Origin of the sequence: Stackebrandtia albiflava, from assembly GCF_007994225.1 — a bacterium.
Taxonomy (GTDB): Bacteria; Actinomycetota; Actinomycetes; order Mycobacteriales; family Micromonosporaceae; genus Stackebrandtia; species Stackebrandtia albiflava.
In genome coordinates, this window is record NZ_VLLL01000005.1 from 1476316 (window position 1) to 1496748 (window position 20433).

Annotated in this window: 18 protein-coding genes and 2 pseudogenes; 13 read left to right on the forward strand and 7 right to left on the reverse strand. The window is 71.0% G+C overall.

Annotated elements, in window-relative coordinates; translation table 11 throughout:
• Nucleotides 1-306: 306 nt before the first annotated feature.
• The 5 genes and pseudogenes from LX16_RS07630 to LX16_RS07655 all read right to left on the reverse strand — a co-directional run bounded on the left by LX16_RS07630 (nucleotide 307) and on the right by LX16_RS07655 (nucleotide 6426).
• On the reverse strand, nucleotides 307-1314 hold the full coding sequence (locus tag LX16_RS07630; RefSeq protein ID WP_158645516.1) for an AraC family transcriptional regulator: 1008 nt from the start codon (nucleotides 1312-1314) through the stop codon (nucleotides 307-309).
• Nucleotides 1315-1532: 218 nt separating this feature from the next.
• Complete coding sequence (locus LX16_RS07640) at nucleotides 1533-1988, reverse strand: DUF1801 domain-containing protein (protein ID WP_147135161.1); 456 nt, start codon at nucleotides 1986-1988, stop codon at nucleotides 1533-1535.
• Between the two features lie 190 nt (nucleotides 1989-2178).
• Complete coding sequence (locus LX16_RS28190; protein WP_345740637.1) at nucleotides 2179-4500, reverse strand: esterase-like activity of phytase family protein; 2322 nt, start codon at nucleotides 4498-4500, stop codon at nucleotides 2179-2181.
• Between the two features lie 286 nt (nucleotides 4501-4786).
• A pseudogene (locus LX16_RS28195) lies at nucleotides 4787-5734 on the reverse strand (S-adenosylmethionine:tRNA ribosyltransferase-isomerase); the annotation flags it as partial.
• Nucleotides 5731-6426, reverse strand: coding sequence for an SDR family NAD(P)-dependent oxidoreductase (locus LX16_RS07655; protein ID WP_147135168.1), 696 nt, complete (start codon nucleotides 6424-6426; stop codon nucleotides 5731-5733). The gene LX16_RS07655 and the pseudogene LX16_RS28195, both read right to left, overlap by 4 nt.
• Nucleotides 6427-6543: 117 nt before the next feature.
• Between LX16_RS07655 and LX16_RS27435 the strand changes: the two genes are divergently transcribed.
• Complete coding sequence (locus LX16_RS27435) at nucleotides 6544-6912, forward strand: Imm51 family immunity protein (RefSeq protein WP_147135171.1); 369 nt, start codon at nucleotides 6544-6546, stop codon at nucleotides 6910-6912.
• 77 nt (nucleotides 6913-6989) lie between these two features.
• Here the strand turns inward: LX16_RS27435 and LX16_RS28100 are convergent.
• Nucleotides 6990-7652 (reverse strand): annotated as a pseudogene (locus LX16_RS28100) (phosphatase PAP2 family protein); the annotation flags it as partial.
• Between the two features lie 207 nt (nucleotides 7653-7859).
• Between LX16_RS28100 and LX16_RS07670 the strand changes: the two are divergent.
• Entirely contained in the window at nucleotides 7860-8759 is a 900-nt protein-coding gene (locus LX16_RS07670) for a PAC2 family protein (protein WP_244615714.1), read from the forward strand.
• 161 nt (nucleotides 8760-8920) lie between these two features.
• On the opposite strand, the gene LX16_RS07675 is transcribed toward LX16_RS07670, so the two are convergent.
• Nucleotides 8921-9838 (reverse strand): LysR family transcriptional regulator, encoded by a 918-nt coding sequence (locus tag LX16_RS07675; protein ID WP_147135177.1) that lies wholly within the window; start codon nucleotides 9836-9838, stop codon nucleotides 8921-8923.
• An 83-nt stretch (nucleotides 9839-9921) separates the two neighbouring features.
• Here LX16_RS07675 and LX16_RS07680 point away from each other — a divergent pair, with 83 nt between their 5' ends.
• From LX16_RS07680 to LX16_RS07730, 11 genes are all read left to right on the forward strand, one after another.
• Nucleotides 9922-10638 carry a succinate dehydrogenase cytochrome b subunit gene (locus LX16_RS07680; RefSeq protein WP_147135180.1) on the forward strand — a complete coding sequence of 239 codons (717 nt, stop codon included), beginning with the start codon at nucleotides 9922-9924 and terminating at the stop codon, nucleotides 10636-10638.
• Between the two features lie 2 nt (nucleotides 10639-10640).
• The gene (locus LX16_RS07685; protein WP_147135182.1) at nucleotides 10641-12581 is read left to right on the forward strand and encodes a fumarate reductase/succinate dehydrogenase flavoprotein subunit; all 1941 of its coding nucleotides are present in this window, start codon (nucleotides 10641-10643) and stop codon (nucleotides 12579-12581) included.
• Nucleotides 12578-13324 carry a succinate dehydrogenase/fumarate reductase iron-sulfur subunit gene (locus tag LX16_RS07690; protein ID WP_147135186.1) on the forward strand — a complete coding sequence of 249 codons (747 nt, stop codon included), beginning with the start codon at nucleotides 12578-12580 and terminating at the stop codon, nucleotides 13322-13324. Before LX16_RS07685 ends, LX16_RS07690 begins: the two co-directional genes overlap by 4 nt.
• Nucleotides 13325-13425: 101 nt before the next feature.
• Complete coding sequence (locus LX16_RS07695; protein WP_147135190.1) at nucleotides 13426-14550, forward strand: GAF domain-containing sensor histidine kinase; 1125 nt, start codon at nucleotides 13426-13428, stop codon at nucleotides 14548-14550.
• Nucleotides 14547-15173 (forward strand): response regulator, encoded by a 627-nt coding sequence (locus LX16_RS07700; protein WP_211354332.1) that lies wholly within the window; start codon nucleotides 14547-14549, stop codon nucleotides 15171-15173. Before LX16_RS07695 ends, LX16_RS07700 begins: the two co-directional genes overlap by 4 nt.
• A gap of 102 nt (nucleotides 15174-15275) precedes the next feature.
• Nucleotides 15276-15749, forward strand: a complete 474-nt coding sequence (locus LX16_RS07705) for a hypothetical protein (RefSeq protein WP_211354333.1) — start codon at nucleotides 15276-15278, stop codon at nucleotides 15747-15749.
• A gap of 76 nt (nucleotides 15750-15825) precedes the next feature.
• Entirely contained in the window at nucleotides 15826-16968 is a 1143-nt protein-coding gene (locus tag LX16_RS07710) for an NAD(P)/FAD-dependent oxidoreductase (protein WP_211354334.1), read from the forward strand.
• Nucleotides 16965-17228, forward strand: coding sequence for a (2Fe-2S)-binding protein (locus tag LX16_RS07715; RefSeq protein ID WP_244615715.1), 264 nt, complete (start codon nucleotides 16965-16967; stop codon nucleotides 17226-17228). Before LX16_RS07710 ends, LX16_RS07715 begins: the two co-directional genes overlap by 4 nt.
• On the forward strand, nucleotides 17221-18537 hold the full coding sequence (locus tag LX16_RS07720; protein WP_147135193.1) for an FAD/NAD(P)-dependent oxidoreductase: 1317 nt from the start codon (nucleotides 17221-17223) through the stop codon (nucleotides 18535-18537). Before LX16_RS07715 ends, LX16_RS07720 begins: the two co-directional genes overlap by 8 nt.
• Nucleotides 18537-19424 (forward strand): dihydrodipicolinate synthase family protein, encoded by an 888-nt coding sequence (locus LX16_RS07725; protein WP_211354335.1) that lies wholly within the window; start codon nucleotides 18537-18539, stop codon nucleotides 19422-19424. Before LX16_RS07720 ends, LX16_RS07725 begins: the two co-directional genes overlap by 1 nt.
• Nucleotides 19424-20425, forward strand: a complete 1002-nt coding sequence (locus tag LX16_RS07730; protein WP_147135198.1) for a proline racemase family protein — start codon at nucleotides 19424-19426, stop codon at nucleotides 20423-20425. The genes LX16_RS07725 and LX16_RS07730 overlap by 1 nt, the downstream gene beginning before the upstream one ends.
• The last annotated feature ends 8 nt before the right edge of the window (nucleotides 20426-20433 follow it).

Here is a 20433-nt window from a genome sequence, read left to right on the forward strand (position 1 = left end):
ATCAGGGCTCCGTTCTCTGCGGGGTGATGCCGAGGGCCGCCACGACATGAGCGACCATGCCGGTGATGCCGACGGCTCTGGTGGTGACGATGCCTGGGCACGAGTTCCGTGTGACGGTGATGACGGATCGCCGGATCCGGAGCCGGGCCTGGCGGCGGTCCGGACGGGGACGTGTGCCACCACCGGTGGTGATCTCGCCCGGCGCCGCATGCGTTCACGTTCTGAAAGGTATTGGCCTGTCAGCGCCGTGAGGAGGGCCGCAGACGACACTCACCGGACCGGACGCGCCGATTCCGTTCGGGCGAGTCAGTGGCCGGCTCGAACGGCGACGGGCGACTGCCCGTGCCAGCGATGGACGGCCCGGCGCAGCGCTCGGGTGTCGCTGTATCCCACCTGGGCGGCGATCGCGTCGACCGGCAGCGACGTCGTGGTGAGCAGCCGTTCGACCCGCTCGGCACGGATGCGTTCGAGTTCGGCGCTCCAACTGGTGTTCTCGTCGCTCAGCCGCCGCTGCAGCGTGCGCGTGCTGAGGTTGAGGCGCCGTGCCACCCGCGTGAGCATCGGCGCGCCGACGGCGAACTCCCTGTCGATCTCCGCGTGCAGCCGGTCCAGCCAGCCTCGCACGGGCTTGGCGCCGGCCAACTTCAGTCGCATGTGGTCTCGCATTATCGCCGCCAGCGCCGGATCCGCGTGCGGCAGTGGGCGGTCGGCGTCGGCGGTCGACAACGTCATGGAAGGCCGCGGCGCGTCGAACTCGATGTCACGGGTACCGAACGCGGCCGCCAGATATCGGTGCCGGGAACCCGCCGCCCCGGGCAGTGCCACCCCGGCAGGACGCAGTGCACGGTGCGCGACAGAGCGGGCCTGGGTCAGCAGCAGACTGATCGCGAACTCACCCACGACGGGCAGCGCCTCGTGCGGGCCGTGGAAACTGACGGTCAGTCCGTCCGGGGAGCGCCGCGACTCGATCGAGTCGCGCGGGTCCGACACGGAGATGAAGTATCGGTCCGTTTCGATGAACGCCTGGGCCAACGTGTCCGCGGAGTCCATCAGGTAGTCCCAGGCACCGAGCCGTCCCGGCTGCCACAGTTCCATGGGACGGGTGCCGTTGCCGACATCCCGCAGCGCCACCGACAGTTCCTCCCACACCCGCACCATCGACCGGGTGGGGATCCGGACCGCATCGTCGCCCAACAGCGAGATGCCGTCGATGCCCACGAGCCTTCGTCTCGCGAGCCCGCACAGTTCCCCTGCCTCGACGAGCAGCCGCGTCAGATGCGGGGGCACGGTGTCTCTGAGATGGTCGGAATGCATGTGTCCATGGTGTCGTGTCGTCCGTGTACCCGCCATCGACCACCCGATCGAGTGGGGCGCGTCGCCGAACGGGGAAGCCACGAGGAACTGGTGGTACGCGGCGGCATCTACTCGGAGCTGTACCGCACCCAGTTCACCCGCGACACCAGCACCCCCGGCTGACTCCACGGGGAACCGGACGCCCCGAAACGCGGCGCGTCCCGGGGCGGGTCGCGCGTTCAGCCCACGGCCCTTCTCACGAGTTCGCCGATCGCGGTCCGGGTGGCCTCGCTCATGTCCGTGACCGCGAAGGAGGTCGGCCACAGGCCGCCGTCGTCGAGCCGGGCCTCGGTGGTGAAGCCCAACGTCGCGTACCGCTCCTTGTCGACGTCACCGCCGCGGAAGAAACACAGGACCTTGCCGTCGCGCGCGTACGCGGGCTGGCCGTACCAGGTCTTGGGCGCCAGCTCAGGGGCCTCGGTCGTGACGATCTCGTGGACCCGGGACGCCAACGCGGCGTCGGCCGGTGTCATCGCGGCGATCTCCGACAGCACGGCCGCCTCGTCCGCTGCGGCCTTCTTGGCGCCCCGGCCGCCGCCGGCCTCGGCCTTCAACTCCTTCGCGCGCGCCTTCATCGCGGCGCGTTCCTGTTCGGAGAAACCGGCCGCCGCCGCGTTCGGGTTCCGCTGTGCCATGTCATACCGCCCTTCGCACTCGGCCGTCCCGTCCACCCGGGACGACCCCTGCCGTCACGGCCGCGGGGCTTCTCGATTCCTGATCGGATGCCGCCGTGACGGGACGAACGCGACGCCCCACCGCGACGGCCCGGGGGCTCACGCGCCGGCGTGAGCCCCCGGGAGAGGGGTTGTGGGACGCGGCCCGGATTCACCACCGTGACAACGCGCGCCGGCGCAGGATCAACAACGCGACCGAACCCACCGCCACCAGCAGCACGGCCGAGACGACGAGCGTGGTCAGGGAGTTCCCGGTCACGGGAAGGTCGCCGTCGCCGCCGGTACCGAACAGTGCGGTCGCGTCGCCGAGGTCGGCGAACACCGTCTCGCCGGTGGCGTCGTCCACGAAGTCGTTGTCGGTGACCACGTAGACCCGGCCGTTCCCGGCGACCGCGAGCCCTTCGAGCTTGTCGGGCGTCCAACCGGCGCCGCGCCGCAGCACCGGCAGGACGTCCACGGCCTCCTGCGCGTCAACCCGTGGTGCCTGGTCGGCGGTGCCGGTACGGACCTCCGACAGGTCGATCACGTGGATGCGCTTGACCGTCGCGTCGGGGCCGCCGGCGCCGTCGCGTTCGATCACGGCGACGGTGTCGGGTCCGGTCGCGGTGATCTCGCTGAGTCCGGTCGCGGCGTCACCGGTGGCGGACTCCAGCGCGTAGCCCGCCCACGACCAGGCGCCGGTCGACACCTCGTAGCGGCCCAGCAGGGCGTCCTCTCCACCGGACAACGGTGACTGGAGGGCCACCCACACGACCTCGTCGTCACCGGAGCCGAAGGCGGTGACGCCCTCCAGGCCACGCCCGGTGACGTCGGCGGCCACGTCCTCGGGCAGTGGGATCTCCTCGACCACCTCCGCCTCGGCGTTCAACCTGACCAGCAGGTTCGGGACCCCGTCCTCCGGCGACCCCTCGGAGGCCAACCAGAAACCGCCATCGGGGCGGGCGAACACGCCCTCGGCGTCGTATCCGACCGGTGAACCGTCCCTGGTCACCTCGGTGGCGCCGGTGATCCGGGCGGGGGAGGTGCTGACGTCCACGTCGAGCAGCCGGGTGTGCGCGAAGGCGGAGTCGGTGACCGCGTACAGCGCATCGGGGTCGGTGGGGGAGGCGCTGAGCCCCGACAGGGCGCCCCAGCCGAGCGGTACCCCGTCCACGGTGTCGGACACGATCGACGGGAACACCGGGGTGCCGGTGTCCATCCGGTAGATCTGGACCGTCGATCGGATACCGGACTCCGCCTCGTCGAGTTCGTTGGCGACGACCAGTAGGTCCCGTTCGGGAACCGTCACCAGGCCCTCGGGTTCGTTCCCGGTGGGCAGCAGTTGCCGGAACCGGGGCGAGGCCGGGTCGGTCACGTCGTAGACGGCGATGAAGTTGCCGCGCTCGGAGGCGACGAACAGGTGCGGGACGCCGTGGAAGGTGCCGACGGTCAGTCCCTCCGGTTCGGTCCCGGCGGAGTCGGATCGCTTGTCGGGGTACAGGCCGTGGCTGATCCCCAGGTACTCGAATCCGTTCCCGGAGTCGTGGACGACCTCGCCCCGGGTGTCGAACACCGTCCAGCCGCGGGTTCCGCCGCGCCAGTCGCCCTCGTTGGCGGTGGCGATGAACTCGGTGCCGATCCACGCCACCGAATCGGGTTCCCGGACTGCGTCGACGGTTCCGGTGAGCTCGATCCGCCCGTCGTCGGCGACGTCCACTCCGGACACCCGCGTGGAGCCGGCGGAGAAGTCGCCGACGACGGTGGCGGTCGCCAGGTCGACCAGCGCGATGTGGTTGTTCTCCTGGAGTGTGACCACGGCCACGCCGTCCGCGTTGACGGACACGTACTCCGGTTCGGGGTCGTCGGGGGCGACCTCCGCCAGGCCGGTCAGGTCCACGTCGGTGACGGTCAGGTCGTGGAGGTCCACCACCGCCAGTCGGCCGGCGGGCGCCTGGGGGAGGGCCCCGTCGGCGACGTCCTCGTCGCGTTCGTTCTCGATCGCGATCGCCGCCCAACGGTGTGACGGGTCCACGGCTATGGAGTCGGGCTGGCCGCCCAGGGCGACCGTGGCTACCGGTTCGCGGGTCGCGGCGTCGAACACCGCGAGTTCACCGTCGGGGTGCGCGTGGGCGGTCCCGGTGTTGACGGCGGCGAGGATCCGCCCGCCCGCCACCGCCACCGAGGTCGGTTCACCGTCCAGGGTGAATCGACCGGCGGGCTGTGGGGCGGCCGGGTCGGTGATGTCCACGAAACCGAGCGCGCCGGCGGGACTGTCGGTGTAGACCACGGTCTCGCCGTCCTCGGTCACCGCCGCGATCTCGGCGGCGGTGACCTCGTCGGGTGAACCGTTGAGGTACACCGGGAAGGTGGCGAGCCGGTGGAAGCCGGCGTCGTCCGGGGTCTCGGCGTGGGCGGGTGCGGCGAGGGGTGTCATGAGGCTGAGCGCGGCCAGCCCGGTCAGACCGGCGGACACGCTGCGGGGGAATCGGTGCACAGCAGGATGTGTAGTGCCCGCGGGTGTCGGGTGGGTGAACGGTGGCCGATGGCGGCGGGTACGTCCGGCGACCGGCGGAGCGGGCCGTTTCACCGCGGGTGCGGGCCGCGTGGCCGGAACGTCGGGGCTGCAACGGTTCCGCCGCCCGCCGGAGGATGCGGCCCCCTCCGCGCCGTGACCGGTGCCACCCGGAGGGCGGCCCCGGCCGGGACGTGACGGATAAGGCGATCAGGTGCAGGTCTCCGAACTCGTGCCACAGCAGGCCGTGCGCTATCGCCTCGCGGTAGGCGTGGCGCAGGTGCACCGCGTCGGCGACGGCCGACAACATCGCCAGGTGTGTCGAGCGCGGCTCGTGCAGCCCGGTCACGATGCCGTCCACCACGTGGACGCCGCGTTCCGGGGTGACCACCAGTGAGGTGGTCCCCTCGGCGGCGCCGAACGTGCCGGAGGCGGCGGCCGATTCGAGGGCGCGGACCACGGTGGTGCCCACCGCGATGACCCTGCCGCCGGCGGACTTGGCGGCCCGGACCGCGGCGGCGGTGTGCGGGGTCACCTGGAACCACTCGGGGTAGGGCGGTTCGTCGGCCTCCGGGGAGGCCACTCCGGTGTGGAGTGTCACCGGTGCGATGCCGATCCCCCTGCTGACCAGTGCGGTGACCATGTCGGCGGTGAACGGGCGGGCGGCCGAGGGCATCTCGGCGCTGCCGTCCACTGTGCCGAACACGGTCTGGTACGCGCTCAACGGCCAGTCGCGTCCGACGTAGTCGTAACGGATCGGCTTACCGTGTTTCATTAGGTATATCGGCACCGAGGTGTCGAGCTCCGCGAACCACAACCGCCGCGAGTACCGCTCCGCCAGGCGTAGGGTCACCCCGCCCGGCAACGGCAGGTGCTCCCCGGCGCGCACGTCCGCATGCGGGACGTGACCGCGCCCCACCCGCCGGCGCGGCTCCACCAGCCAACGGCCGTCCTCCTGCCGGGTGGAGAAGTGCACCACCATCCGGTCGAGCCAGACGGCGGCGGGCAGTGTCGTGGAGTTGTTGACCACCAACAGGTCGCCGGGCCGAAGTGCCTCCGGCAGGTCCCGGAAGTGGCGGGTGTCGGTGTCGCCGGTCCGCCGGTCGGTGACCAGGAGCCTCACGTCGTCGCGCCCGGTACCTCGCACCTCGGGTGGTTCGGCCGCGTGGCGCGCGGCGTCCAACGCGAACTCGAACGCCGCCGGAAGGGTGGTCACGACGCGTCCTCGAAGAGCCGGGACGCCGGGAAGCGGGCACCGGCGGGGCGGGCGTCGACGAGCCGCACGATGGCCTCGGCGGCCCGCTGCGGCGGCGGGGCGGCCTCGGCCTCGGCCCCGACGGCCTCCGCCAGCATCCGGGTGCGCATCTCACCCGGGTCCACCCACCACACCGCCACGTCGGGTTCCTCGGCGGAGAGGACGTGCGACAACTGGTCCAGGGCGGCCTTGCTCGCGCCGTAGCCGCCCCATCCCGGGTACCCGCCAGTCGCGGCGTCGGACGAGATGTTGACGACCGCGCCGCCTCGGCGCCGCAGCGCGGGCAGTAGGAGCTGCGTCAACGCCAGTGGTGCCGTCACGTTGGTCTCGAACAGGCGTGACAGTCGGTCGAGTGGATAGTCGGCGAGAGCCGGTAGCGGTGTCGCCCCCAGATCGCTGGCGTTGTTGACCAGCAGGTCGACCCCGCCGAGCCCTTCGAGGTGCGCGGCGAGCCGGGCGCGGTGGGACGGGTCGGTGACGTCGCCGGCGAGCGCGTCGGCGCCGACCCGCGCGGCGACCTCCTTCAGCGCGTCCTCACCGCGCGCGGTGAGGACGGTGTGCCAGCCACGGCCGGCCAGTGCGACCGCCAGGGCCTCACCGAGTCCCCGGGAGGCACCGGTGACGAGGGCGATTCGGGATTCGTTGTGAGTCATGGCATCGACGGTAGGTTCCGCGTGGGCCGCCGCCATCGGGCCGACGTCCGGGACCAGCCGGGGATCCTCGTCCTAGGACCTCGGTCGCATGTCGGTGGTGGACGCTAAGGTCCCGGCATGACCGACACCTCCCAAAACAAGGGTTTCACGCACGTCAAGATGGTGACGGGCGGGCACGGCAGCTCGATCATCCTCAGCGCCGGTGGCCCCGCGGACGCCCACCTGGCCGGCGTGTTCGCCGAGTTCGGCCTGGAGGGCAGCGGCTACGACTGGCAGAGCGCCGTGGCCGGCAGGCTCGCCCTGGACGGCACCGGTGTGCCCGACGGCGTCGCCTTCGACTCCGAGGCCGGCATGTTCTGCGCCTACGGCTCCGACACCTCGGGCCTGTTGCGGATCGGTGCCGTGGTGGAGGGGAGGCTCGCCGACGCGGAGAGCCTCCGGGCGGCACTGACCGAGGTGCGGGAGAAGGACCTGTGGGCTGACTGACCCCTCCGTCCGGGGCCGCCGGGGATGTGCCGTTCCAGCAAGTCGAGCGGCCCCAACGGCACGGTGTCCCACGGGAACCGCCTGACCGTCCGGGACAGCAACACGCCGAGCAGGATGCCGCCGACGCTGTCGGTGGCCCAGTGGTAGCCCAGATACGTCTGTCCCGCCGTCAGCAGGACGCTCGGCGTGACCGCGAGCGCCCATCGCCACGCCACGCCGAGCCGCGGCAACAGCCACACCGCGAGACCGAACCAGGTGGCGGTGGCGATGGAGTGCCCGGACGGGAAGGCGTCGAATCCCTGCCCGGCGAAGAACGCCGCGCCCTCCGGCCCGGTGTCGGTGTCGGGACAGCGCGGCGGGCAGTCCGGCCAGTGCGGGAACACCCGGTCGGAGAGTCGTTGCAGCTCCTTGGTCCCGGCCATCAGCAACCAGGTCGCTCCCACCGGCAGCAGTGGCCGGATGCTGCGATGGTGACGGGCACAGCACAGCGCGAGATAGGTGCAGACGATCGCCTGCAACGTGGGCAGGCCCAGGAACTTGAAGACCGCGGCGATCTCCAACGCCCACCCGGGCTGGTCGGCCTCCACGTGGTCGCGGATCACGACGTCGAGCACGACCAGCGGTGAGGGCCACCACAGTAGGGCGGTGATCGCGAGCAGGGCCGTGACCATGACGACGTCCGGCCACCAGCGGCGTGGCCCGTCGGCGAACAGGGGATTCCGGGGACGGTGTGGTGACATACGTCCTTCCGCGGTTCGAAGGGCTCGTCTCTCAAACGCCGCGTCGGGGCGCGGGGGTTGCCCGCGCCGGGGAGGGTCGGTGTGCGACGGCCGGTAGATTCGGGGTCGCGCGGCTTACACGTGCTCCGGCCGGGAATGCGCGGGTGGCCGCGGATGTTGCTTCAGGACGCTGTTGTTGTTTTCGTGTGATGTCGGAAGGCGATTGACGTGTCGGAACCCCGAGAGTTGTATGAGATCGTGTCGGACGTCCCCTCGGGTGCGGTGCTGCTGACGGACTTCCGCGGCTTCATGGACGCCGGTTCGGCGGCCGAGGGGGTCAGCGCCTACCTGTTGGAGACCTTCGAGCACGAACTGGTCGCCAGGTTCGACGTGGACGGGTTGGTCGACTACCGGTCACGCCGGCCGTCGATGACGTTCGCGGCCGACCACTGGGAGGACTACGACGCGCCCCGGCTGGAGATCCACCTGTTGCACGACGAGCTGGGCACACCGTTCCTGTTGCTGTCCGGCAGCGAACCCGACGTGCAGTGGGAGCGGTTCGTCGCGGCCGTGCGCGGGCTGATCGAGCGGTGGGGCGTGCGCCTGACCGTCGGCATGCACGGCATCCCGATGGGGGCACCGCACACCCGGCCGCTGGGTGTCACGCCTCACGCGACCCGTGCGGAACTGTTGGGGAACCGGCAGTCGGTGTTCAACCGGTTGCGTGTGCCGGGCAACGTCGCGGCGCTGCTGGAGCTGCGCCTGGGGGAGGCCGGTCACGACGCGATGGGGTTCGCCGTCCACGTGCCGCACTACCTGGCGCAGTCGAACTACCCGGCCGCGTCGGTGACCCTGTTGGAGGCCGTCGCCGACGCCACCGGCCTGTCGGTGCCGTTGGACGAGCTGCGGGACTCCGCGCGCGAGGTCGACGCCGAGGTCGACGCGCAGGTTCGGGCCTCCTCCGAGGTCAAGGACGTCGTGGAGGCGCTTGAGCGGCAGTACGACATGTTCGTGGACTCGGTGGAGCGTGACAGCCTGCTCGCCGACGAGTCGCAGTTGCCGACCGCCGACGAGTTGGGCGCGGAGCTGGAGAGGTTCCTCGCCGACCAGCGGCGCGGCGACGCCTGAGGGACCGGCTCCGGCCCTGCTGCGCGCCGCCCGGTCGGCGCCGCTGAGGAGCGGTGCGTTCCACACCGGTACGCAGGGAGCTTCCAGAGCATCGCCTTCGCCGCCCTGCGAACGCAGTTGATCGGAACACCGGTCGCCACGAACGAGGACGGCCTCCCGGTTCAACCGGAGACCGTCACGGCGGGTCCGGCGCCGGTGGACCGCAGGTGCGCCACCAGGATGCGCCGCAGTTCGGTCGCCGCCCGGGTGGGTGCGACGTCCTTGCGGTGGGCCACGGCGATGGTGCGATGTAGTCCCGGCCGGTCGAACCGTGTGACGCGCAGACCGGAGCGGGCCGCGACCATCTGGGGGACGACCGCCAACCCGAGCCCGGCGCGGACGAACCCCAGCACGGCGTCCATCTCGCCGCCCTCGACGGTGAAGGAGGGCTCGAACCCGGCGACCCGGCAGGCCGCGGTGGTGAACTCGCGCAGGTCGTAGCCGCGCCGGAACATGACCATTGGCCGGTCGCGCAGGTCGTCCACCCGGATGCGGCGGCGGGCCACCGGCGCGGCCTGTTCCGGTGGCGACACCACCACCAGTTCCTCACGGAGCAGTTCGGTGGCCGACAGGGCGGGCACGACCCCGCGTTGCGGGGTGATGATCAGCGCCAGGTCGAGTTCGCCGCCGGCGAGGGTGCGGACCAGGTTCTGCGACCCGCTCTCCTCTATGTGGAGTTCGACGTTGGGGTAGGCGTCGTGGAATCTGCGAAGCACGTCCGGGACCAGGCTCGCGCACAGGCTCGGGGTGGCGCCCAGCCGGACCCGGCCCCGGTTGAGCCGTACCGCGTCGGCGACCTCCCGCCTGGCGGTCTCGGTGTCGGCGAGGATCCGGCGGGCGAGGGGTAGCAGCGCCTCACCGCCGTCGGTGAGGGTGATGTTGCCGCGCGCCCGGTGCAGCAGTTCGGTGCCCAACTCGCGTTCCAGGCCCCGGATGTGCTGGGACAGTGAGGGCTGAGTGATGCCCAACACCTCCGCGGCCCTGGTGAAGTGCCTTGTGTCACAGACGGTGACGAAGGAGCGGAGCTGAGTCAGTTGCACGCTCACATGATAGGCACGGGCTATCGAATCGACAATGATCATCACTTGGACGAACCGAGCCCGATTTCCTAGTCTTTGGATTCATGGCCCTAGACACCCGGACTAAACGCCCGGCCAAGACCTCACGAGCGGTGCCCGCCGCCCTGTGGCGATCCACGATCGGCAAGAAGGTGATCATGTCGATCACCGGCCTGATCATGATCGGCTACCTGGTCGCACACATGGCGGGCAACATCAAGGTCTTCTCCGGCGAGGAGAAGTTCAACTCCTACGCGCACTGGCTCCGTACCTTCGGCGAGCCGGTGTTGCCGTACGAGGGCTTCCTGTGGTTGATGCGGGTGCTCCTGCTGGTCGCGGTCGTGGCGCACATCGTGTCGGCCGTCCAGCTCACCCGCCGCGCCGTGAAGGACCGGCCCAGGTCGCGCACCGGGAAGCCGCGAGGCGGCGGCTACGTCACCTTCACCATGCGGTCCGGCGGCGTGATCCTGTTCCTGTTCATCATCTGGCACATCCTCGACCTGACGACCCTGACGGTCAACGAGCGCGCCGAGGTGGGCAACCCGTACGGGAACCTGGTGGCCACCTTCGACACCTGGTACGGCAACGTCATCTACATCGCGGCGCTGCTGGCACTGGGCTACCACCTCAAGCACGGGATCTGGGCGGCGGCACAGACCCTGGGAGTGGGAACGACGACGCGTAACCGGGTGTTCCGCCCGGCGGCGGTACTGGTGGCCCTGGTCATCACCGTCGGCTTCGTCGCGGTCCCGATCGGCGTCATGACTGGAGTAGTGAGCTGAAGATGACCGACATCGGTGAGTACGTCCTGGGGGAACCCGTCGTCGATCAGAAGGCGCCGGACGGCCCGATCGCCGAACGGTGGAGCCGTCGGCGCTTCGAGGCCAAGCTGGTCAACCCCGCCAACAAGCGCAAGCTGTCGGTGATCGTCGTGGGCACCGGCCTGGCGGGCGGATCGGCGGCGGCGACGCTGGGGGAGTTGGGGTACCGGGTCAAGAGCTTCTGCTACCAGGATTCGCCGCGCCGCGCCCACTCGATCGCCGCGCAGGGCGGCATCAACGCGGCCAAGAACTACCGCAACGACGGCGACAGCGTCCACCGGTTGTTCTACGACACCGTCAAGGGCGGTGACTTCCGGGCGCGCGAGTCCAACGTGCACCGCCTGGCGGAGGTGTCGGTGGAGATCATCGACCAGTGTGTGGCGCAGGGCGTCCCCTTCGCGCGGGAGTACGGCGGGCTGCTCGACACGCGTTCCTTCGGTGGTGCGCAGGTGTCACGGACCTTCTACGCGCGCGGCCAGACGGGTCAGCAGTTGCTGCTGGGTGCCTACCAGGCGCTCGAACGCCAGATCGCGGCCGGGACCATCGAGATGCACGACCGGCACGAGATGCTGGAACTGATCGTGGTGGACGGACGGGCGCGCGGCATCGTCGCCCGCGACCTGGTCAGCGGTGAGATCTTCACCGAGTACGCCGACGCGGTGGTGCTGGCGTCGGGCGGGTACGGGAACGTGTTCTTCCTGTCCACCAACGCCAAGGGCTGCAACGTCACCGCGACCTGGCGCGCGCACCGCAAGGGTGCCCTGTTCGCCAACCCCTGCTACACACAGATCCACCCCACCTGCATCCCCGTCTCCGGTGACCACCAGTCCAAGCTGACGTTGATGTCGGAGTCGCTTCGCAACGACGGCCGCGTGTGGGTGCCCAAGGAGGCCGGTGACTCCCGCGCCCCCGGCGACATCCCCGAAGCCGAACGCGACTACTACCTGGAACGGATATACCCGGCGTTCGGCAACCTCGTCCCGCGTGACATCGCCTCCCGCGCCGCCAAGAACGTCTGCGACGAGGGCCGCGGTGTCGGCCCGGGCGGACTGGGCGTCTACCTGGACTTCTCCGACGCCATCGACCGGCTCGGCCGCGCGGCGGTGGAGGCCAAGTACGGCAACCTCTTCGAGATGTACGAACGCATCACCGGCGAGAACCCGTACGAGACGCCGATGCGCATCTACCCGGCCGTGCACTACACGATGGGCGGCCTGTGGGTCGACTACGACCTGCAGTCGAACCTGCCGGGCCTGTTCGTCATCGGTGAGGCCAACTTCTCCGACCACGGCGCGAACCGGCTGGGTGCCTCGGCGCTCATGCAGGGCCTGGCCGACGGCTACTTCGTCCTACCCAACACCATCGGCGACTACCTCGCGGCCGGGCCGTTCGAGACGCTGACCGACGCACACCCCGAGGTGCGGAAGGCGCGCGAATCGGTCACCGACCGGATCGAACGACTGCTGGCGGTGAACGGCGACCGGACCGTCGACTCCTTCCACCGCGAACTCGGCCACATCATGTGGGAGTACTGCGGTATGGAACGCTCCGACGAGGGCCTTCGCAAGGCGATCGGCCTGATCCGGGACCTGCGTGAGGAGTTCTGGCGGCGGGTGAAGGTCCCCGGCACCGGGGCGCAGTTCAACCAGTCGCTGGAGCGCGCCGGCCGGGTCGCCGACTTCTTCGAGCTGGCGGAACTCATGTGCGTCGACGCGCTGCACCGCACCGAGTCCTGCGGCGGCCACTTCCGGGCCGAGAGCCAGACCGACGACGGGGAGGCCAAGCGCGACGACGAGGCGTTCTCCTACGTCGCGGCGTGGGAGTACGGCGGCGAACTGCCCGTGCTGCACCGCGAGGAGCTCAACTTCGAATACGTCAAGCCGACCCAGCGGAGCTACAAATGAGACTGAATCTGCGCATCTGGCGTCAGGCCGGGATCGCCCACAAAGGTGAGATGGTCGAGTACCGGGTGGACGACGTCTCGCCCGACATGTCGTTCCTGGAGATGCTCGACGTGCTCAACGAGCGTCTGACGCTGGCGGGGGAGGACCCGATCGCGTTCGACCACGACTGCCGTGAGGGCATCTGCGGCATGTGTTCCCTCACCATCGACGGTGAACCGCACGGCCCGCAACGCAGCACCACGACCTGCCAGCTCCACATGCGGCATTACCGCGACGGTGACACCATCACCGTCGAGCCGTGGCGCGCCAAGGCGTTCCCGGTGGTGAAGGACCTCGTCGTGGACCGCTCGGCCTTCGACGACATCATCGCCTCGGGTGGCTACATCTCCGCGCCCACCGGTTCGGCGCCCGACGCCCACGCCACACCGGTCGCCAAAGCCGACGCCGACGCCGCGTTCGAGAACGCCGCCTGCATCGGCTGCGGCGCGTGCGTGGCCGCCTGCCCCAACGGTTCGGCGATGCTGTTCACCGCCGCCAAGGTCGTCCACCTCAACGCGCTGCCGCAGGGGCAGCCCGAGCGGCGTGACCGGGTGCTGAACATGGTCGACACCATGGACGACGCCGGTTTCGGCGGCTGCACCCTCACCGGTGAGTGCGCCACGGCGTGCCCGAAGGGCATCCCGCTGGAGAGCATCAGCACCCTGAACCGGGAGTACCTGAAGGCGTCGCTCAAGCGTGCCTGATCCCCGGTGCGGCCGGTCGTGCCGCACGACCGGCCGCACCGGGCGGGGCGCCCCGGTGGTGGTCCACGCCCGGTCCCACCGCCCGGCATAGGCTTGCCCGCGTGACGGAACCCGACGACACCGACGACCTCCTCGACGCCGTCAGTGCCGCGGTGCTGGCCGTGACCAGGCACCTGTCGGTGGCCGAGGTCCTGGAGGTGATCGTCCGGTCGGCGCGCCGACTGTTGGGCGCGCGTTACGGGGCGCTCGGCATCCCCGACGACGAGGGCGGCTTCGCGGAGTTCATCGCCGACGGGGTACCCGAACGGCAACGTGCCGCCATCGGGCCGTTGCCGCGGCAGCACGGCATGCTCGCGGCGCTGCTGCGGGGCGGCGAGACGATCCGGGTCTCCGACATCCGCGAGGATCCCCGGTTCGGGTGGTGGCCGAAGGCGCATCCGGTGTTGACGGCGTTCCTGGGGGTCCCCATCCGTGACGGTGGTGACGTCATCGGCATCGTCTTCCTCGCCGACCGGGTCGACGGTGCCGACTTCAGCGACCGTGACGAACGGGTGCTGACGCTGTTCGCCGCGCACGCGGCGATCGCCCTGACCAACGCGCGCCTGTACGAGCGCAACCTCGAGTTGTCGGTGGTGGAGGAACGCAACCGTCTGGCCCGCGACCTGCACGACGTCGTCGCGCAACAGTTGTTCTCGCTGCGATTGACGGCGCGCAGCGCGGCGGCGACGTTGCCGGTCGACCCGGAGGCGGCCGCCGGGCACCTGGCGGAGGTGGAGAGGATGGCCGCCGAGGCCGGGGCGGCGCTGCGGTCGGTGATCGTGGAGTTGCGGCCCGCCGATCTGGAGGCGCACGGCCTGGCCGAGACGTTGCGCCGGTTCACGGTGACGGTGGGGCGGGTCCACCGACTCGCCACGGAGTTCCACTGGGAGGGGGAGATTCCGCTCGACAAGGCGGGGGAACTGGAGATGCTCCGGATGACTCAGGAGGCGGTGTACAACGCGGTGAGGCACGCCCGGCCCCGCACGGTGGCCGTGGTGGTGCGCGGTGGCGAGACCGTCGTGGTGGAGGTGTCCGACGACGGTGACGGTTTCGACCCGTCGGCGGGGAGTCCGCGGGGGCTGGGCATGGCGTCGATGCGGGAGCGGGCGCACCGGCTGGGTGGGACGGTGGAGTTCCTCGCCAACGACGACGGCGGCACGACGGTGCGTATGGAGGTCCCGGCGTGACGGCCCCGATCCGGATCATGCTGGTCGACGACCATCCGGTGGTCAGGCGTGGCCTGCGTACCTTCCTGGAGCTGCAACCGGACATGACGGTGGTGGCCGAGGCGGCGGACGGGGCGGCGGCGTTGCGTTCGGCGGCGGAGGCGGCGCCCGACGTGATGCTGCTGGACCTGCGGATGCCGGGGTTGTCCGGCCGCGAGGTGCTGGCGGAGCTGGGGCGCCGGGGCGACCCGGTGCGGGTGATCGTGTTGACCTCGGTGACCGAGGCGGGGGAGGTGGCGCCGGCCATGGAGGCGGGCGCGGCGGGTTTCCTCTACAAGGACGTGGATCCCGATGTGCTGGCCCGGGCGGTCCGGTCCGTCCACGACGGCCAGACGTTGTTGGCGCCCGCGGCGATGGCCGCGATCTCGGCGGTGCCGCCGCAGGACGCGACCGGCCTCACCGGGCGTGAGCGAGAGGTGCTTCGGCTGGTGGCGGCCGGACTGTCGAACCGGCAGATCGCGCGCCGGTTGACGGTGGCGGAGAAGACCGTCAAGACGCACCTGACGAGTGTGTTCCGCAAGATCGGTGTGGTCGACCGTACCCAGGCGGCGTTGTGGGCGGTGCGGCACGGCCTGGCGGAGTGACGGCCGGCAGCCCGTCGGCACGCCGGGTGTTCCCCCGGACGGGGGAGGCCGTTCCCCTGATCGGGGCGGGTGTGGTGTGCCGGTCGGGCCGAGAATCGAGTCGTGAACAGACTCGTCGTCTTCGTGTCGATCGCCGCGGCCGGTGCGCTCGTCTATGCCGGTTCCAAGGTGGAGCTGGCGTTGCGGGGGGAGCTGGGTATGCCGGGTTTTCCGGCGCCCGCTCAGTCCTACGCGTCCTATGACCCGGTCGGCGGCCAGCTCGGCAATGCCGTGGTGGGGGTGCTGCTGGCCGGGTTGATCCTGTTGCTGCCGTGGCTTCCACGGTCGGGATGGTGGCGGCGTTCGGTGCTGCTGGGCAACGGTCTCGCGTTGGCCGTGGTCGCGGTGGGCGTGGCCACCTTCGCGGCGCGGGCGTCGGGTGTGGCTCCGGTGCTGGGTGATCCGCCGGTGTCGGCGGCGGGTTGGTGGGCGGTGTCCGTGGGAGTGGTGTGGGTGGCCGGTTGGGCCGTGGCGCTTCGTCTGGCGCGCCGCCATCCCGGCCGTAGTGTACGTGATATATCGCCTGCGAGGCATTGACGAGACGGAAGCGATCCCGCCACAATCCGCAACGACACCCCTGGTGTGGCGCGGTGAGGTGTGACATACTACTGCTGTGGCTGAGGAGCGGTACGGCATCGACCTGCTGGTCGTCGGCGCGGGCGTCGTCGGAGCCGCCGTGGCGCACTACGCCGCGCGGGCCGGCCTACGGGTCACCGTCGTCGAGCAGGCCGGCGTCGCCTCCGGGAGCACCGGCGCCGGCGAGGGGAACCTCCTCGTCTCCGACAAGACACCCGGGCCGGAACTGGACCTGGCACTGTTGTCGATGAGACTGTGGACCGAACTGGCCCAGACCGTTCCCGGTTTCGAATACGAGGCCAAGGGCGGCCTCGTCGTCACCGGCGACGACACAGGGCTGGCGGCGCTGCGGCGACTGGCGGGCGCCCAACGCGCCGCGGGCGTCACCGTCACCGAGGTCGCCGACCCCACCGACTGCGAACCCCACATCCGTACCGGCCTGGCGGGCGGCGTCCTCTACCCCCAGGACGCGCAACTGATGCCCGCCCTCGCGGCCGCCCGGCTGCTGGACCACCCGTTCATCCGGCTGCACACCGGTGTCACCGTCACCGGCCCCATCACCTCCCGGCGCGGCCGGGTCGTGGGGGTCACCACCACCGAGGGGCACTACTCCTGCGGCAACGTCGCCATCTGCGCGGGAGCGGCGTCGGGGCGACTCGCCGCCGCGTTCGGCACCCGGCTGCCGATAACACCGCGTCGCGGCGTCGTGCTCGTGACCGCCCCGGTCCCCCCGATGATCCGGCACAAGGTCTACACCGCCGACTACGTCGGCGACGTCGCCGGGGACACCGCCGCCCTGGCCTCCTCCCCCGTCGTGGAGGGCACGCCCTCGGGGCCGGTCCTCATCGGCGCCACCCGGGAGTCGGTGGGCTGGGACCGCGCGATACCGGTGACGGCGTTGCGCACCCTGGCGTCGGGCGCCGTCGCGCTGTTCCCGGCGCTGGCCGCGGTGCCGGTGATCCGGGCGTACGCCGGGTTCCGTCCGTTCAGTCCCGATCACCTGCCCGTCATCGGCCCCGACCCGGAACTGGTGGGGCTGTGGCACGCCACCGGCCACGAGGGCGCGGGTGTGGGACTGGCGGCGGCGACCGGGAGTCTGCTCGCGCAGGCCGTCACCGGCCGTACGCCGTCGCTGGACCTGACACCGTTTCGGCCACACCGATTCCAGGAGGCGACGTGAACGAGCCGATCAGATTCCTGTGTGACGGGGAGCCGGTCGACGCCGAACCGGGGCAGACCATCGCGGCGGCGTTGACGGCCGCCGACGTGTGGACGCTGCGCCGCACCCGGGGCACCGGCCGCCCGCGTGGTGTGTTCTGCGGTATGGGCGTGTGCTTCGACTGCCTGGTGACGCTCAACGGCCGCCCGGACGTGCGGTCCTGTGTGGAGCGGGTGGTGGCCGGCGACGAGGTCGTCACGACGGGGGTCCGGGATGTATGACCTCGTGGTGATCGGGGCCGGGCCGGCGGGTATGGCCGCCGCCGAGGTGGTGGCCGATCACGGCGGCACGGTGGCGGTGGTCGACGCGGGGGACCAACCGGGCGGCCAGTTCCACCGGCATCGTCCCGGTGAGGTCCACGGTAGGCGGCTCGAGGCGTTGTACGCGGTGGCGGCGCGGGTGGACATGCGTTACGGGCACCGGGTGTGGACGGTGGAGCGGGCGGGGGACCGGTTCGCGGTGCGCTGCGTGGTGGGGCAGCGGGAGCCCGCGTCGGCGGTGGTGTCGGGCCGGGCGGTGCTGTTGGCGACCGGCGCTCACGACCGTGTCGTGCCGTTTCCGGGCGCGGACCTTCCGGGGGTGATGACCGCCGGTGGGGCGCAGGCGTTGCTCAAGGGCGGGGGAGTGGTCCCGTCGGGGCGGATCGTGGTGGCGGGGACGGGCGTGTTCCTGCTGCCGGTGGCGGCGGGACTGGCCGCCGCGGGTGGCCGGGTGCGTGGGGTGTACGAGGCGAACCGGCCGGGGCGGCGGTTGTCGTCGATGGCCGGTGAGTGGGGCAGGATCGCCGAGGCGGGTGGTTACGCGTCCCGTCTGGTGCGGCACCGGGTCGGTTTCCACCGCGGGCAGGCGGTGGTGGCGGCGCACGGCCGTGACCGGTTGACGGCGGTGACGGTGGCGAGGCTGACGGCGAACTGGCGGGTGGTGCCGGGCAGTCGTCGCCGGATCGAGTGCGACGTGTTGGCCGTGGGGTACGGGTTCACTCCGCAGCTGGAGCTGGCGGAGGCGTTGGGGTGCCGGTTGGAGCCGGGGGCGTCGGGGGATCCGGTGGTGGCGGTGTCGGCGACGCAGCGGACGTCGGTGCCGGGGGTGTACGCCGCCGGTGAGGTGACCGGTGTCGGGGGCGCGTCGTCGGCGGAGCTGGAGGGCCGCCTGGCGGGCCACGCGGTGATGGGGGTGCGTCCCCCGGGGCGGTTGTTGACGGGGAGGGCGCAGGCGCGGCGGTTCGCGTACCGGTTGGAGACTGCGTTCCCGGTGCGGGACGGGTGGCGGAGTTGGTTGACCGACGACACGGTGGTGTGCCGGTGCGAGTCGGTGACGTGGTCGGGGGTCCGGGGCGCGGCGTCGGCGGGGGCGGTGGACGCGCGCACGGTCAAGTTGTTGTCCCGGGCGGGAATGGGTTACTGCCAGGGGCGGGTGTGCGGATACGCGGTGAACCGGCTCGTGGGCGGGGATCCGATGTCGGTGCCGGTGCGGCGTCCGATCGCTCAACCACTACCGCTCGGTCTGTTGGCCGAGGAAGGAGAACCGTGATGGAGACCGCCCCCTGGCGAGGTGTCATGGTCGCGACGGCGTTGCCGTTCACCGAGGCCGGTGACGTCGACGTGGACGGTTACGCGGCCCATGTGCGGTGGCTGCTGGACAACGGGTGCGACGGTGTGGTGCCCAACGGTTCGTTGGGGGAGTACCAGGTGCTCACCGAGGCGGAGCGGCGTGTGGTGGTGGAGACGGCGGTGGCGGTCGCCGGCGGGGACCGGGTGATGCCGGGGGTCGCCGCGTACGGGTCGCGGGAGGCGTGCCGGTGGGCCGAGCAGGCGGCGGAGTCGGGTTGTGGTTCGGTGATGTTGTTGCCGCCCAACGCGTTCCGTGCGGACGAGGCGTCGGTGGTGGCGCATTACCGCGAGGTGGCGGGGGTGGGGCTTCCGGTGGTGGCGTACAACAACCCGATCGACACCAAGGTGGATCTGACCCCGGAGTCGTTGTCGCGGCTGCACGGTGAGGGGCTCATCGTGGCGGTCAAGGAGTTCAGTGGCGATGTGCGCCGCGGGTACCGGATCGCGGAGTCGGCTCCGGGGCTGGACCTGCTGGTGGGTTCCGACGACGTGTTGGTGGAGCTGGTCCTGGCGGGGGCGGTCGGTTGGGTGGCGGGTTATCCGAACGCGTTGCCGGTGGAGTGTGTGAGGTTGTACCGGGCGGCGATGGAGGGTGACACGGCGACGGCGTTGCCGTTGTACCGGTTGCTGCATCCGTTGTTGCGGTGGGATTCGCGTACCGAGTTCGTGCAGGCGATCAAGTTGTCGATGGACGTGGTGGGGCGTCGTGGTGGCGGCTGCCGGCCGCCGCGTGAGCCGTTGCCGCCGCAGGTGGCGGCCTCGATCGAGGCCGCGACGCGCCGGGTGTCGTCGCCGGAGGTGGCGTGATGCGGTTCAGCCGGATGTTCCAGGCGGTGGACTCGCACACCGAGGGTATGCCGACGCGGGTGGTGACCGGTGGTGTGGGGGTGATTCCGGGGGAGACGATGGCGCGGCGCCGGGAGTACTTCATGGCGCACATGGACGACATCCGGTCGTTGTTGATGAACGAGCCGCGCGGGCACGCGGCGATGAGTGGCGCGATCCTGCAGCCGCCGTGCCGGGCGGACGCCGACTGGGGTGTGGTGTACATCGAGGTGTCGGGGTGTCTGCCGATGTGTGGGCACGGCACGATCGGTGTGGCGACGGTCCTGGTGGAGACCGGGATGGTGCCGGTGGTGGAGCCGGTGACGCGGGTCCGGTTGGACACGCCGGCGGGTCTGGTGGTGGCGGAGGTGTCGGTGGTGGACGGTGCGGCGCGGTCGGTGACGATTCGCAACGTCCCGTCGTACTGCGACGTGCTGGACGCCACTGTGGATGTTCCGGGTGTGGGTGAGGTCCGCTATGATCTCGCCTACGGTGGGAACTTCTACGCGATCACCGAGCTGGCCGGTGTGGGTCTGGCGTTCGCCCGGGACGCCGCGGACGACATCACGGCGGCCGGCTTGGCGATCATGGCGGCCATCAACGAGGCTGCGCCGCCGGTACACCGTGAGACCGCCCGGATTCGAGGTGTCCGTCATGTGTTGTTCCTGTCGCCGTCGGCCGACGCGCGTGTGTCGCCGCACGCGATGGTGATCCATCCCGGTTGGTTCGACCGGTCGCCGTGTGGCACCGGGACGTCGGCGCGGATGGCGCAGTTGCACCGGCGTGGGTTGTTGGGCTTGCACACCGACATGGTCAGTGAGTCGTTCATCGGTAGCCGGTTCACCGGGCGTCTGGTCGAGGAGACGACGGTGGCGGGTGAGCCGACGGTCGTCCCGGAGGTGACGGGGCGGGCGTGGATCACCGGTACCGCGCAGTACACCCTCGACCCGTCCGATCCGTTCCCGACCGGGTTCCAGTTGTGACCGGTCCC

Bases quoted from the DNA above. Each gene is read 5' to 3' on its own strand.
- LX16_RS07630 (WP_158645516.1), bottom strand. From the start codon at position 1,314: ATGCATTCCGACCATCTCAGAGACACCGTGCCCCCGCATCTGACGCGG.
- LX16_RS07690 (WP_147135186.1), top strand. From the start codon at position 12,578: ATGAGACTGAATCTGCGCATCTGGCGTCAGGCCGGGATCGCCCACAAA.
- LX16_RS07720 (WP_147135193.1), top strand. From the start codon at position 17,221: ATGTATGACCTCGTGGTGATCGGGGCCGGGCCGGCGGGTATGGCCGCC.
- LX16_RS07725 (WP_211354335.1), top strand. From the start codon at position 18,537: ATGGAGACCGCCCCCTGGCGAGGTGTCATGGTCGCGACGGCGTTGCCG.
- LX16_RS07655 (WP_147135168.1), bottom strand. From the start codon at position 6,426: ATGACTCACAACGAATCCCGAATCGCCCTCGTCACCGGTGCCTCCCGG.
- LX16_RS07640 (WP_147135161.1), bottom strand. From the start codon at position 1,988: ATGGCACAGCGGAACCCGAACGCGGCGGCGGCCGGTTTCTCCGAACAG.
- LX16_RS07680 (WP_147135180.1), top strand. From the start codon at position 9,922: ATGGCCCTAGACACCCGGACTAAACGCCCGGCCAAGACCTCACGAGCG.
- LX16_RS07730 (WP_147135198.1), top strand. From the start codon at position 19,424: ATGCGGTTCAGCCGGATGTTCCAGGCGGTGGACTCGCACACCGAGGGT.
- LX16_RS27435 (WP_147135171.1), top strand. From the start codon at position 6,544: ATGACCGACACCTCCCAAAACAAGGGTTTCACGCACGTCAAGATGGTG.
- LX16_RS07685 (WP_147135182.1), top strand. From the start codon at position 10,641: ATGACCGACATCGGTGAGTACGTCCTGGGGGAACCCGTCGTCGATCAG.